This is a genomic window from Glutamicibacter sp. BW80 (assembly GCF_002332385.1).
Classification (GTDB): domain Bacteria; phylum Actinomycetota; class Actinomycetes; order Actinomycetales; family Micrococcaceae; genus Glutamicibacter.
Map to the genome: position 1 here is coordinate 31,203 of NZ_NRGV01000032.1, position 14,018 is coordinate 45,220.

Here is a 14,018-nt window from a genome sequence, read left to right on the forward strand (position 1 = left end):
CGATAGACTCAATACATGACGGCAAAAAATAATCCGGGTTCGGCTAATGCCGAGAAACGTGAAGCCGAGCGATTGCTGCATGCGGCACCGGGCTCCGCAGCTGTTACTCGGCTTACGGCGATGGAAACCGTCCGTGCACGAATCCTGCTGTCGGTCGAACATCGACTGCTTGCCCCAGGCGGCAAATTGCCAAGTACCCAGCTGATCGCCGCCGGCCTTGAAGTCAGCGTCATCACGGCTCGTCGCGGGCTGGAAAGCCTGGTGGCAGACGGGGTGCTCGAACGGCGTCCCGGGCGAGGCGGCGGGACCTTCGTGGTGCAAGATCCGCCGCAGCTCAATGATTCCTCGGTCCAAGCATTCCGCGCAGATGAAGGTGCGGTGCTCCGGTTGATCGACCAGCGCAGCCTCATGGAAAGCGCCGTTGCTGCGCAGGCCGCACTACGCGCCACCGAGGAGCAGTGCCAAGAGTTGGAAGAATTGATCAGCCAATCGGCACGTGCTGCAAGCTGGCATGAGCATCACATCCCCGATACCCGTTTCCACCGCCTGCTTGCCGAAATCAGCGACCTTCCCGAGGTACCTGCCTACCTCGCCGCTTACGAAGAACTGCTGAAGTACTTCGTGCCCTATCCGCAGGAGAAGCTGGAAGTTGGCCGAGGCCACCACCGGCAGCTGGTTAACGCTCTGCGGCGCCATGATCCCGTGGAGGCCATGTCGGTGACCCAGGAACATGTGGCGGCACTGAGGGGAGAGATGTTCTTCGGTCTTGGAACTGGTGGAGGGCGCTAGTGACGGCAATAGGCGGTGCGCTGCTTGCCTGTGCTCCGCTGCCTTTTCGCCGGCGAGGAAGTGTCCCTGCTTGTCGAAAGTTCGAATCCCCGGCATAAGTCCCACAGTGGTGCCGGGCGGAAGGAAATCATTGGTGAGGACGACGGCAAGAAATGGAACCACCGCGTAGAAGTCGATGTTGAACGGCCTTTGAGTTCCGAGAAGCACGGGAATTACGAAGCGAGATGAGTTAATTTTCATTGACCTCGGAAACGCGCTGGTCCGCAACGGCAATCCTGAGATGGTGAAATACCGTGCATCGCGATGCTCGCCGGGAAGGGCGGGATACCGGACCTAAATATTAGCCGGAACTTTCTTGCGACCAATGTGCTGCCGAACCGGTAGCATCGCTGGCCCATGCATCCTTTCGGTCGCGTGCTCCAAGTGGCAGACTGTGGGCACAACCTCCGGCCGCCTGGCTGACCAGCCCCGCGGTTGCCTGAAACGACATTAACCCACTGAGACGGGAAGGACGCGTCATGGCAAAACTCAGAGCGCATAATTTGAGCATTTCGCTAGACGGCATGGGCAGCGGGGTGAACCGCAGCCTCGAAGAACCCTTCGGGCATGCAGGGGAGCGACTGCACGAATGGTTCATCCCCACCCAGACCTTCCAATCGCTGGTGGGCAACGAAATGCGCGTACCTCTGGACGAGGCTGCAGCCGAGGACGACGTTTTTGCCCGGAGGGCGTTTGACGGTCTTGGTGCCGAAATCATGGGTGCCGGAAAGTACGGTCCTCCGAGGTGGGAAGAAGACCCCAGCTGGTCCGGCTGGTGGGGAGATGAACCACCGTTCCATTCTCCGGTGTTCGTGCTCAGCCACCGGAAGCGTGAATCCCAGACGGTGGGGGAGACGACCTTCCATTTCATCGATGCCTCCCCGCAGGAAGCCCTGGAAGCAGCCGTCGCGGCCGCCGGCGGGCTGGACGTGCGCCTCGGTGGCGGCGTGCTCAGCGTGCGGGAATTCTTGCGCGCCGGACTGGTGGACTATCTGCACGTGGCGCTAGTTCCGATCCTCTTAGGACGCGGTGACAGGCTCTGGGAGGGTCTTGAAGGGATGGAGCGAAACTACTCGATCGCATCCACTTCGACGAGCAGCGGGGTGACGCATCTGGAATTCACCCGGATCGAGTCCTAGCGAACCGAATGTGTAGCTTCGTCACGCGCCGTCTTGCCTTCGGGCGGGGCGGTGCTGGCAGACTGGGGTCAAATGCCATGGGATCGGCACCCCGGAGTATCCGGGCATGGCAGAAAAGCCACCAAGCGAAGGAGCATGAATATGTACGCAGTAACGAATCCTGCCACCGGAGTCGTGGAAGCAACCTACCCCATCGCCTCGGACGCGCAAATCCAGACCGCGATTACCACCGCCCATCAAGCCTATGGGCAATGGTCCGTCTCTGCGTTGGCCGAGCGCGTAGCACTGCTTGAACGCGTGGCAGATATCTATGAGGCGCGTGCCGAAGAGCTCGCCGGAATCATCACCCGTGAGATGGGCAAGCCGATGAAGCAGTCGCTCGGCGAAATCGGCATCGTGGTGTCCATCTACCGCTACTACGCCAAGAACGGTCCGAAGTTCTTGGAAGATGAAGAACTGGAAATTGCCTCGGGCGGCAAGGCGCTGGTGCGCAAGGAAGCGGTCGGCGTGCTGCTGGGCATCATGCCGTGGAATTTCCCGTACTACCAGGTGGCGCGCTTCGCGGCGCCCAACCTGATGAACGGCAATACGATCCTGCTCAAGCACGCACCTCAGTGCCCCGAATCCGCGCTGGCCATGGAGCAGATCTTCCGTGAAGCCGCAGCGCCGCACGGCGCCTACCTGAACATCTTCGCCACCAATGAGCAGGCGGCGGACATCATCGCGGACCGCCGCATCCAGGGCGTCTCGCTGACCGGCTCCGAACGCGCGGGCGCGGCGGTGGCAGAGGTCGCCGGGCGCAACCTGAAGAAGGTGGTCCTGGAACTGGGCGGTTCTGATCCGTTCCTGGTGCTGCCCGACGTCGATGTGGAACGGACCGCGAAGCTTGGCATGCGGGCCCGCTTCGGCAATACCGGGCAGGCCTGCAACTCGGCCAAGCGGTTCATCGTGGACTCCACTGTGTATGAGGACTTCTCCCGGGCGCTCGCCGAACAGGTGTCCGCCATCAAGGTCGGCGATCCAACCCAGGCCGAGACCTTCCTCGGCCCGCTGTCTTCGGCGGCGGCCCGCGAAGGCCTGGCGGAACAGGTGCAGGACGCCATCGACAAGGGCGCCACGGTGCTCGCCGGCGGCAAGCGGATCGACGGCGTCGGTGCCTACTACGAACCGACCATCCTGGCCGATGTCACCCCGGAAATGCGTGCCTTCTCCGAAGAGCTCTTCGGGCCGGTGGCGGTGCTCTACAAGGTGGACGGCGAGGAAGAAGCTATCGCGTTGGCCAACAACTCCGACTACGGCCTGGGTGCCTCGGTCCACACCAAGGACCTGGCGCGCGCCGAGCGTATCGCCGCGCGGCTGGAAAGCGGCATGGTGGCCATCAACGAACCTTCGGCCTCTGCCGCCGAATTGCCCTTCGGCGGGGTGAAGCGCTCGGGGATCGGCCGGGAGCTGGGCAAGTACGGCATGACCGAGTTCATCAACCACAAGCTGGTGAAGATCGCTGGGCGCTAGCCGCCTGGTGCATTTGGCAGCGGGCCTGTTTCGCAGAAATCTCTGGGAAGCAGGCCCGCTGGTGGTTAAACGCCCAGCGCCTCGCGCAGCCTGGACACATGTCCCTTCGCATCCACGGCATATTCGATCTGGCTGATCGTGCCGTCCGGAGCAACCACGGCGGTGGAGCGCAGCGTGCCGACAAAGGTCTTTTCTCCGAAGCTCTTCTCGCCGAAGGAGCCGTAGGCCTTGGCCACGAGGTTCTCCGGGTCCGAGAGCAGCGGGAAATTCAGCGACTCGTCGGTGGCGAACTTCGCGATCTCGGCGGGCTCGTCCGGGGAGATACCCAGGACTGAGTACCCGGCGCTCTTCAGCGAGTTGAGATTGTCGCGGAAATCGCAGGCCTCGGTGGTGCACCCTGGGGTGGCTGCCTTGGGGTAGAAGTAGACGATGACGTTCTGGCCTGCGAAGTCGGACAGCGAAACCTCTTCGGACTGCGCGTCGCGCAGGGTGAATTCTGGTGCCGGCTGACCCGGAACCAATTTAACTGCTTGTTCTGACATCATTCCAACTTTCGTATAACGATAATTAATTTCCATCATATGAGGTTTAGTCGCCCAAGGCTAGGGCGATTTCACCCACCACTTCATTCGGCGCCGGCGGCGGCTGTGCGCAATTATTCACCGGAATTTCGGAAGAAATTAATGATTGGCAAAAATCAATCGCAAGGATGATCTTCACTGTCGGCAGCACGGGCTAGACTGACAATCGCGCTCGAAACACCCTGCCTTTAATCCGAAGGTGCAGGATGCTTCGGTGCAGATGGAGTAAGGACAATACCTCATGCTTCTGAAGATCATCCTCAGACACAGCAAACCCTACGCCGGCTGGATCGCCGCCGTAGTCATCTTGCAGCTGGCCACCACGATCGCCACGCTGTATCTACCCAGCCTGAACGCCAAGATCATCGACACCGGTGTGGTCAATGCCGATGTCGACTACATCTGGCGGACCGGCGGAATCATGCTCGTGGTCGCCTTCATCCAGGTTGCCACGGCGATCGGCGCCGTGTACTTCGGGGCCAAGACCTCGATGAGCGTTGGCCGGGACATCCGTCAATCGGTGTTCGAGAAGGTCTCCACCTTCTCCGCCCAAGACGTGAACAAATTCGGTGCCGCCACGCTGATCACGCGCGGCACCAACGACGTGCAGCAAGTGCAGATGCTCACCTTGATGGCGCTGAACTTCATGATCACCGCGCCGATCATGTCCATCGGCGGCGTGGTCATGGCCATCCGCGAGGATCCGGGATTGTCCTGGCTCGTCTGGGTTGCAGTTCCCCTGGTGCTGGTTGTCGTCGGCATCCTGGTGATCAAGCTGATGCCGCTGTTCCGCGATATGCAGAAGCGCATCGACGGGATCAACGGCGTGCTGCGCGAGCAGATCACCGGTATCCGCGTGGTGCGTGCCTTCGTGCGCGAGCAGCATGAAACCGAACGCTATGCCGATGCCAACCAGAAGCTGACCATCCTCGGGGTTAAGGTCGGCAATCTGTTTGTGCTGATGTTCCCCGCCATTTCGATGATCCTGCACCTGTCCACCGCGGCCGTGCTGTGGTTCGGCGGGCATCGCGTGGACAACGGCCAGGTGGAAGTCGGTGCGCTGACCGCATTCCTGCAGTACCTGCTGCAGATCCTGATGGCGGTCATGATGGGTACCTTCATGGCCATGATGGTCCCGCGTGCGATGGTTTCGGCAGACCGCATCGGCGAGGTGCTCGACAGCGATCCGAGCATGGTCGACGCGGCGAACAACGGCATCGCGCTGCCCACCCCGGGCACCGTCGAATTCCGCAACGTCAGCTTCGGCTACCCCGGCGCGGACGCCCCGGTGCTCTCTGACGTGTCATTCCTCGCCAAGCCCGGTGAGACTACCGCGATCATCGGGTCCACCGGCTCGGGCAAGACCACATTGCTGAACCTGATCCCGCGGCTCTACGACGCCACCGAGGGTCAGGTGCTCATCGGCGGCATTCCGGTGCGCGAACTTGGCCGCGAGCTGCTTTCGGAGAATATTTCGGCAGTTCCGCAGCGCCCCTACCTGTTCTCCGGAACCGTGGCCAGCAACCTGCGCTTCGGCGCCCAGCAGGCCACCGAGGAAGAACTCTGGGAAGCGCTGCGCATCGCCCAGGCGGATGATTTTGTCGCCGCCCGCGATGAGCAGCTCGACTCGAAGATCTCCCAGGGTGGCACCAACGTCTCCGGCGGCCAGCGCCAGCGCCTATGCATCGCCCGCGCGTTGGCCGCGAAACCGAACACCTACCTCTTCGACGATTCGTTCTCCGCTTTGGACGTGAGCACCGACGCCAAGCTGCGTGCGGCGCTGGACGAGCCGACCAAGGACGCCGCGGTGATCATCGTTGCCCAGCGCGTGTCAACCATTACCGGGGCAGATCAGATCCTGGTGCTGGAGCATGGGGCAATTGTTGCCCGAGGCACCCATGAGGAGCTTCTCCAGTCCTCGGAAACCTACCAGGAAATTGTTTCATCCCAGCTCAGCGCGGAGGAGGTGGCCTAAATGGCAGCGAAGAAAAAAGGCGGCGAGAAGCTCGCCGAAGTTGATGCGGACCTCGCCGAGGTAGACGAGTTCGAGGTGGCCGCGGCCTCCGGAGGCTGGGAGGAAACTCCGGTGCGCAAGGCCGAGCACTTCTGGCCTTCGGCCAAGCGGCTCATCGGCCTGATGGGCCCCTACAAGGTGGGCATGAGTCTGGTCTTCGCGCTGATCACCGTGTATGTGGTGCTCTCGGTGATTGCACCGCGGATCCTGGGCCGCGCCATGGACGTGATCTTTGCCGGGCTGATCGGCAAGGACATGCAACTGCCCGCGGGAACCACCGCCGAGCAGGTCATCCAGGGGATGCGCGACGCCGGGCAGGACTCCCAGGCGGACATGCTCTCCCGGGTGGATTTTGTCCCCGGGCAGGGCATCGATTTCGCCCAGCTCTCGCAGTACATCCTGATCGTGCTGGCCATGTACTTCGTGGCCTCGATCTTCTCCTGGGTTTCGGGCTGGCTGCTGAACAAGCTGGTCATGAAGGTGGTCTACACCCTGCGCAAGGATGTGGAAGACAAGATCAACAGGCTTCCGCTGAACTACTTCGACAGCCGCCAGCGCGGGGACCTCCTCTCCCGCGTGACCAACGACGTGGACAACATCCAGAATGCCTTGCAGCAGGCGCTGAGCCAGCTGGTCCAGGCGCTGATGACCGTCATCGGCATCGTGATCATGATGTTCGTGGTCTCCTGGCAGCTGGCGCTCATTGCCCTGGTGGCGCTGCCGCTGTCCGGGGTGGGCGCCGGCATTATCGGCTCCAAGGCGCAGAAGCTGTTCACCGCGCAGTGGAAGAACACCGGTGCGCTCAACGGGCAGATCGAGGAATCCTTCTCCGGCCATGAACTCATGAAGGTCTTCGGCCGCGAGGACGACATGGTCGAGCGCTTCACCACGCGCAACGAAGAGTTGTACAAGGCAAGCTTCGGCGCGCAGTTCGTCTCGGGCATGATCATGCCGGTGATGAACTTCGTGTCCTACCTGTCCTACGTGGGCATCGCGGTAGTCGGCGGGTTGCGCGTGGCATCCGGGACGATGTCCCTGGGCGATGCCACCGCATTCATCCAGTACTCGCGAGAGTTCACCCAGCCGCTGGGCCAGATTGCCGGCGTCGCGAATATGCTGCAGTCCGGCGTCGCCTCGGCCGAGCGCACCTTCGAACTGCTGGACGCCGACGAGCAGGATCCAGAAGATGCCCAGCGCCAGCTTCCGGAACGCACCGACGGGCACGTCTCCTTCGAAAACGTGAGCTTCTCCTACAATCCGGAGCAGCCGCTGATCGAGGAGCTGTCCTTCGACGCGGACCCGGGGCACACGGTGGCCATCGTCGGTCCCACCGGCGCGGGCAAGACCACGCTGGTGAACCTGGTGATGCGATTCTACGAGCTGAACTCCGGACGGATCATGCTGGACAACGTGAATATCACGCACCTGTCCCGTGCTGATCTTCGCTCGAAGGTCGGCATGGTGCTGCAGGATGCGTGGCTGTTCGGCGGATCCATTATGGAAAATATCCGCTATGGCCGCCTGGACGCCACGGATGAGGAGGTCATCGAGGCCGCGAAGGCGACCTTCGTGGACCGCTTTGTGCGTGCCCTGCCGGAGGGCTATGACACGCTCATCGATGAAGAGGGCACCAACGTGTCCGCCGGCGAGAAGCAGCTGATCACCATCGCCCGCGCGTTCGTGGCCAATCCGTCGCTGCTGATCCTGGATGAGGCTACCAGCTCGGTGGATACGCGCACGGAGGTGCTGGTGCAGCGCGCTATGGCTGCCTTGCGCAGCGACCGAACCAGCTTCGTGATTGCCCACCGCCTGTCCACCATCCGCGACGCGGACACCATCTTGGTGATGGAAGCGGGCCAGATCGTGGAGCAGGGCAACCACGAGGCGCTGTTGGCTACCCAGGGCGCCTACTACAACCTGTACCAGTCGCAGTTTGCCGGGCCGGCCGAGGACGTGGATGCGAATCCGGATACCGCCGCGGTTCCGGTGACCGGTGGCATACCTGTTGCCGGCGCCCCCGCGCCGCAAGAGGGCAACGAAGCAAACTAGTACCAGCTAGGCACGAGTCATGCCGCGACGGAGGGGAACTAATCCCAGCCGTCGCGGCATGACTGTTTTCTGAGTGGTCTGCAGGAATCTTAGGACTGCGCACTATGTTTTCGAAGCGAGTGGCGCCACGTTTTCAGAAGAGTTATCAACTCTGAACAGCGCCGCGCAGTGTCGTCGAACTATGCCTTGTGATCTCCACGGGGGCGACTTATCGCAGGGTCAGAGGCTGGCTTTGGAATTGACTATGAGAGCAAGCTACCCACCGGAGGCAGCGTGAATTAGTTCTGGGCTGTTCCAGTCGTTCGCCGCAGAGATTTCGCATATTCATCTAGTATTTTCAGCACCCCGTCGTGCTGCCAAATCCGGTTCCTGCTTCGTCCGGACTTCTCGGCCAGCACACCGCGTTCGGTCAGGACACTGAGCGCACGTTGGATTGCAGCGTCGCCCAATCCGAGCTGTTCTTTAAGATGCCGGGCATTGACTACAGGTTGGGAAATCAAGCGTGGCAGTATCTTCCACGCGGCGGAGCTTGAGCGCAGGCCAACCAGCTTTGTGGCGGAGTCATCGAGTTGTGCAGCCAGTGAGTCGATCAGATCCTTACCTGTGTTAGCCGCAAAGATTGAGGCATTGATGAAGGTCTGGATGATCGGGGCCGCGTCCCCGGCACGGAATGCTTCCAGCGCTTCAAAATAGCTAGCGGTATCACGGAGGATTCCCGCGGAGATCGGTGCCGTGGTGTATTGAGAAATTCTTCGGTGACGCAGTATCGAGTGGACCAAAGCCCGGCCTGTACGCCCGTTGCCGTCCACGAATGGATGGATCGTTTCGAACTGAGCGTGCGCGATTGCTGCTTGGACGATGGCAGGTAAATCGGTGCGTGAAATGAATGCAACTAGGTCTTCGACTGCGTCACGAATCAGTTCATGGCTCGGTGCAACAAAGCTGGCTCCGCGGGGTCCTGCGTTATCTGTTCCCCCGATCCAGACGAGTTCTCCCCTGAATTTACCAGCTTCGTCTTCCATGCCAGATTGTTGATTCATCAAATTTTGATGCATAGAGAGAATGCTATTCAGACTGATCTGCGGGGCGAGGGCGAGCGCAGATTCCATTGCGTGGACATTGCCTACAACTGTTCGAGCGTTGGCTTTATCGCCTTCATCGATCTCCGCCAGCGCGAGTTGGCGAGCCGTTGTGGTGAGCTGCTCGATCTGGCTACTAGAGGTGCTCTCGGTCCGGAGCAAAACGCTGGACATCGGTCCGAGCTCAGGGTTTTCATTTCCAAGTCTCAGCAGTGAGTAGACGTCAAAATCGTGGAGGGCATGTATGGCTTCTTCAAGCCCGGTGATCACTAACGAATCTGGCTGGGGATACCAATTGGCGATTCGCGCTGGCAACGCGGAGGCATAGGGTCCTGTTTGCCTCTGAACTTCGGCCTTGGAGAAGATATGCGGATTTGTGGGTTTCCAGAAATGGGTTTCGTACTTCACGGGAGGGAAGTCGAACGAAGCAGAAGCGTTTTGGGAATCAGCCATGACGTTCCTCCAAAGTGATAATAAGAAAAATCTTACTATCACTTTCCTAGAAAGCGATAGTAAGGAATCTTGTTACTATCACTTCCGGGCTTTGCACACAGTGATCTTCTTTGCCTCGTTAGGTCTCAACTCTTTTCCTACTTTAGGGGTTGACGGACCCGAAAGTATCTGCAGAAGATACTTTCGGTGGCATACCAGTAGATGCCAGATCTGGCATCCGGTTGAAAAAAGGCACCGGCCTGATCTGCAGCAGGCGGCTAAAGGATGGTATTGTTCCCCGGGGCTCTGCAGCGCGTGATATCAGTCTTGTTCCGCGGTGAAGGCAGGATCGAGAATTGCCGCGACGCGAAGCATCTGATCATCCAAGCTATCCTCACACACTCCAGCCAGCCCCTGCTTGCGCCTCCAGGCGGCCCACTTCGGCTGGCCAATCAACCCGTAGCCTTCCAACACAGGGCCGATCCGCTGCAATTCAACACCTCGGTAGTCCGCAACAGCACGCACGGCCCGAAGCAGTTCCTCACGGTCAAGGCCAGTCTCGCCGAGGGCGACGATATCGACGTAGTCGCGCCAACGGGTGCTGGTGATTCCTCGTTCAAGAATCGTGACACCCTTTTCAGCCACGGTCGATTCCGGCGCGTACCCGATTAGGACCAGTGGTTCCCCCAGGATCCGTTCAAGGGTCACTTTTCTCGGTGCGGGCACGATCGGGTCACCTGTCGAGACATCCCACGCGACAGCCCCGTTCCAGGTAGAGATGGAGACGTTCACGTGGAGGCGCATCCCTGGGTAGTCAGCGTCATCGCGGATCGCGTCGACTGTGAGAGTGTCGAGGTCAAAGACCACTCCGTCCTTGGTTGCGATGCCAGCTGCATCGCGGACAACTTGCTTCAGGTGCTCTGGGGTGACGTCGGCGCTGATCGCGTTGGAGTCGGCGTCTTTGGTAGGGCGGCGCACACCATACGCCCCCAGTAGTAGGCCACCTTTCAGCACGAAGTCGAGGCGGTGCGGTGTGCGGTTCAGGCGGTCCAAGAAGGATTCCAGGGCATGCCGAATCAAATACTCCTGCGTCGGCACCTGAATTCCCTGCTGCGCAACAGCGGAGCGGGCTGCTTTCTGGATCTGCCGGTAGATCTCATCGGCATTCATGACAGCAGCTCCAGGGCATTGAGGACTAACGATTTGGCCCGCGGCAGTTGAGTCGCGATCTGCATCAACTGAGCAGGTTTCCCGCCTCGGCGCAGCCATTCTTTCGTCGTGTCCCGGGCAATCTCATAGCCAATGGAAGATCGCAGGCGGAAGCAATCGACGATAGTGCGTTCGGGACTATAGATCCCGATCAACTGAGTGCTACCCGGGATGATGATTTCTTCCCGACCCAGCTCAAAGGTGCTCTTATCGAAATGGTGCCAGCGAATCGCACCCTGGGTTTGGGGCGTACGGGCGCCGCGCGGGATCGCCATATCCAATGCATCGGGGATCTCGTCAGTGAGGTCATAATGGGCCAGTGCTGAAATCAGACAGATGGTGGCATCAGGGCGGCGTGTGGCAGCTTCCAGCTGGTCCCAGTCCGTCGGTGGAGCATCGGACGGCAGATAGATCCCGCGGGCAATACGTTCCCAACGTCCCGCTTTTACCCCGCGAGACAATGCACTGCGTGAGAAATCCTCAAGCGTGGAGGACTTGATCGCAGGCATCCCGGCAGATGCGCTGGTCTTTTTTGCGCTCATTCCCGGTCCCTCCTACGCAACAAAACGTCTACAGATAATATTACTTGTAGACGTTTTGTTGCGCAACCCTGAGCGCTATGCCTCTCGCTCACTTTTATATCTGGATCCTTATGCATGGGTCGCACCGGACGCCGCCCGCGTAAAGCCACCGAGATATTGCGGCTAGTAGACGCGGGAAGGTGAAAGCGTCTCTCTCGCCCGGACGCGGCCAGCGCGACCATCACCAGCACCACGACAGAAACCATGGTCATGACAACCATCATCACGACCACGACTATCATCACCGACGCCACCAAGCCCTTCGAGCCCTACCGGCGTGCTCCGGGGCTTTGAAGAGAATGAGTTCATTAAGTGGCGTTAGGATTTGTAGCTTTGCCATCTAGCCACAAAGTATTACTGGCATCTGCGTGGACTGTGCCGCTAACAACATGCTTATCGCTGATCTGCGTACCTTTGGTGATCACATGAACAATAGCCATGGCATGGCCACGCCCCAAACCATGTTCTTCCTTGAGCCACTTGATTATTGGAGTCGCTTTGGTGGCGGAACCGAATCCATGATCAGTTGCCTGTGCTAACAGCTGCCGTGGGGTGAGCCCTGTCTTGGTTTCAATCGTATCGAGATAGGCCTGAAATGACATGTGGTTGCCTTCGCAGCGAAGAGGAACGTGGGTTATCAACCTATACCGAGGAAATATGGACGACAAGGGCTAAGCCCTCGCAGCCATTCCTCATAACGATGTGCGCGCTTTTTGACCGGTTCATAGCATTTCCTCTTGGCACCGTCCTCCGTAACTGTTGCGCCCAGGCCAAGGGGCCGCGCCCCCGTATTTCCGAATTCTGCTGGTGCACCAGAACGATTCGTCGATTTTTTGCCAATTGTTTCTATAATTTGCGCAAACCAAAGCATAGACTGTGGCTATCTAGCGGTAATTCCTCCTAGAAAGAGACAAACATGTCACAGCCATCATCACCCACCATGGGCTCGCGGTTGACCGCAGAGTTCCTGGGCACCTTCGTTCTGGTCTTCGGCGGATGCGGTTCGGCGATCTTCGCCGCCCAGGTCCTCGACGGGGACACCATCAATATGGGAATCGGCTTCCTCGGTGTTGCCCTTGCCTTCGGACTGACCGTGCTGGTCATGGTCTACGCGGTGGGCCATATTTCCGGTGGGCACTTCAACCCAGCGGTCACTCTGGGCGCTGCACTGGCCAAGCGGGTGGAGTGGAAGGCGGTTCCTGCATACATGATCACCCAGGTCATCGCCGCTTCGGTGGCCGGCGCCGTGCTTTTGGCCATTGCCTCCGGAAAAGACGGATTCAACGCCGCCGAGTCGGGGTTTGCCTCAAACGGCTATGCCGACCGCTCGCCGGACGGCTACTCGCTGGTCTCCGCGCTGGTTGCCGAAATCGTGCTGACCGCGATCTTCCTGTACGTGATTCTCGGATCAACCGACCGGCGTGCGCCGGCAGGTTTCGCCGGGGTTTCCATCGGCCTGTCGCTGACCCTGATTCACCTGATCTCCATCCCGATCACCAATACCTCGGTCAACCCGGCTCGGTCCTTGGGTGTTGCCTGGTTTGCCGGGCCGGAAGCCCTGGGCCAGGTTTGGCTGTTCATCGTGGCCCCGCTGATCGGCGCGGCCATTGCCGGGGTGAGCTACTCGAAGATCTTCTCCGATCTGGTGACCGCCGAGGCAGCGAAGTAACTCCTCGAATTACGCCGGCCGGCCACACCAAAGTTTGGTGTGGCCGGCCGGTGGCGTTTGCGGGTAGATTGAGTCGCTTTTCATAGGAATCAACGGCGAACCCAGGCCGTGAATGCAAGGGGCGGTGCGCTCACTGGATAGGCTAGGAACATGCAGCAGCCCCCGCCCTACCCACAGCAGTATTTCCTGCCACGCCGCAAGCAACGGGTATTCGACCCCGGAGCGATGACCCGCGGTGACTGGTGGACGGTGGGTTCCTACATCGTGTTCTTCGTCTTCGGCGGAGCGGCACTCATTGGGCTGATCCCGGGCTACTTCACGGCCTTCGAAACCGAAGAGCAAGCCCTCTTCGGAATCAACCTGATTCTCTACACCAGCTTCTTCATCCTGGCGATGGTCCAGTGCGGAGCGCACTTCTTCGACTCCTTTAAAACCATGAAGTACTACCCGTGGGCCAAATGGCTGATGCTTCCCGGTGGTTGGCTGCTGACGATCATCTTCTCCGCCATCGTGACAACGATCTTTGGCGGACCGCAGATCAGCGAAAATCAGGAAGCCCTGCAGGGCATGACCACCGCCGTCCCGCTCCCGGTGATGTTCGTAGTCACCGCGGTTTTCGGGCCCTTTGTCGAAGAGTACCTCTTCCGCCACCTGCTGATCGGCAAGCTTTCGCGCAAGCTCAATATCTGGGTTTGCGCGCTCATTTCCACCCTGGTTTTCGCCGGAATCCACTTCCTCAATGGAGGCGGAATCTCCTCGATCGTCCAGGTTCTGCCCTACCTGATGCTCGGCATTCTGATGTCCCTGGCCTACATCCTTTCGGGCAAGTCGCTGGCCTACGCCTACCTGCTGCATTTCATCAACAACGCCATGGCCCTGCTCATGCTCTACTTGGTCTACCCGCTGCTTCCGACCGGCGTCTAGG

The 14,018-nt window shown here is 59.9% G+C and carries 12 protein-coding genes; 7 read left to right on the forward strand and 5 right to left on the reverse strand.

What is annotated here, in order from left to right; translation table 11 throughout:
• The first annotated feature begins 15 nt into the window (after nucleotides 1–15).
• From CIK76_RS10380 to CIK76_RS10390, 3 genes are all read left to right on the forward strand, one after another.
• The gene (locus tag CIK76_RS10380) at nucleotides 16–789 is read left to right on the forward strand and encodes an FCD domain-containing protein (RefSeq protein WP_096286127.1); all 774 of its coding nucleotides are present in this window, start codon (nucleotides 16–18) and stop codon (nucleotides 787–789) included.
• 518 nt (nucleotides 790–1,307) lie between these two features.
• The gene (locus CIK76_RS10385; protein WP_096286129.1) at nucleotides 1,308–1,967 is read left to right on the forward strand and encodes a dihydrofolate reductase family protein; all 660 of its coding nucleotides are present in this window, start codon (nucleotides 1,308–1,310) and stop codon (nucleotides 1,965–1,967) included.
• A gap of 141 nt (nucleotides 1,968–2,108) precedes the next feature.
• On the forward strand, nucleotides 2,109–3,479 hold the full coding sequence (locus CIK76_RS10390; RefSeq protein WP_217990373.1) for an NAD-dependent succinate-semialdehyde dehydrogenase: 1,371 nt from the start codon (nucleotides 2,109–2,111) through the stop codon (nucleotides 3,477–3,479).
• Nucleotides 3,480–3,544: 65 nt separating this feature from the next.
• Here the strand turns inward: CIK76_RS10390 and bcp are convergent, their stop codons facing one another.
• Entirely contained in the window at nucleotides 3,545–4,024 is a 480-nt protein-coding gene (gene bcp / locus CIK76_RS10395) for a thioredoxin-dependent thiol peroxidase (protein ID WP_096286133.1), read from the reverse strand.
• A 277-nt stretch (nucleotides 4,025–4,301) separates the two neighbouring features.
• Here bcp and CIK76_RS10400 point away from each other — a divergent pair, with 277 nt between their 5' ends.
• Together CIK76_RS10400 and CIK76_RS10405 are read left to right on the forward strand one after the other, a co-directional pair.
• On the forward strand, nucleotides 4,302–6,035 hold the full coding sequence (locus tag CIK76_RS10400) for an ABC transporter ATP-binding protein (RefSeq protein WP_096286135.1): 1,734 nt from the start codon (nucleotides 4,302–4,304) through the stop codon (nucleotides 6,033–6,035).
• Entirely contained in the window at nucleotides 6,036–8,123 is a 2,088-nt protein-coding gene (locus CIK76_RS10405; protein WP_096286137.1) for an ABC transporter ATP-binding protein, read from the forward strand.
• Between the two features lie 278 nt (nucleotides 8,124–8,401).
• Here CIK76_RS10405 and CIK76_RS10410 read toward each other — a convergent pair whose 3' ends face one another.
• The 4 genes from CIK76_RS10410 to CIK76_RS10425 form a co-directional block, all read right to left on the reverse strand.
• Nucleotides 8,402–9,697 carry a Fic family protein gene (locus CIK76_RS10410; RefSeq protein ID WP_255248431.1) on the reverse strand — a complete coding sequence of 432 codons (1,296 nt, stop codon included), beginning with the start codon at nucleotides 9,695–9,697 and terminating at the stop codon, nucleotides 8,402–8,404.
• A gap of 258 nt (nucleotides 9,698–9,955) precedes the next feature.
• Nucleotides 9,956–10,804 (reverse strand): nucleotidyl transferase AbiEii/AbiGii toxin family protein, encoded by an 849-nt coding sequence (locus CIK76_RS10415; protein ID WP_096286141.1) that lies wholly within the window; start codon nucleotides 10,802–10,804, stop codon nucleotides 9,956–9,958.
• Nucleotides 10,801–11,385: a type IV toxin-antitoxin system AbiEi family antitoxin domain-containing protein gene (locus CIK76_RS10420; protein WP_255248432.1), complete on the reverse strand. Its 585-nt coding sequence runs from the start codon at nucleotides 11,383–11,385 to the stop codon at nucleotides 10,801–10,803. Before CIK76_RS10420 ends, CIK76_RS10415 begins: the two co-directional genes overlap by 4 nt.
• Before the next feature lie 347 nt (nucleotides 11,386–11,732).
• Nucleotides 11,733–12,026 (reverse strand): DUF4287 domain-containing protein, encoded by a 294-nt coding sequence (locus CIK76_RS10425; RefSeq protein ID WP_096286143.1) that lies wholly within the window; start codon nucleotides 12,024–12,026, stop codon nucleotides 11,733–11,735.
• A gap of 314 nt (nucleotides 12,027–12,340) precedes the next feature.
• Between CIK76_RS10425 and aqpZ the strand changes: the two genes are divergently transcribed.
• Both aqpZ and CIK76_RS10435 read left to right on the forward strand, forming a co-directional pair.
• Nucleotides 12,341–13,093, forward strand: a complete 753-nt coding sequence (gene aqpZ / locus CIK76_RS10430; protein ID WP_096286145.1) for an aquaporin Z — start codon at nucleotides 12,341–12,343, stop codon at nucleotides 13,091–13,093.
• Nucleotides 13,094–13,243: 150 nt separating this feature from the next.
• Complete coding sequence (locus CIK76_RS10435) at nucleotides 13,244–14,017, forward strand: type II CAAX endopeptidase family protein (protein ID WP_096286147.1); 774 nt, start codon at nucleotides 13,244–13,246, stop codon at nucleotides 14,015–14,017.
• Nucleotide 14,018 lies beyond the last annotated feature (1 nt).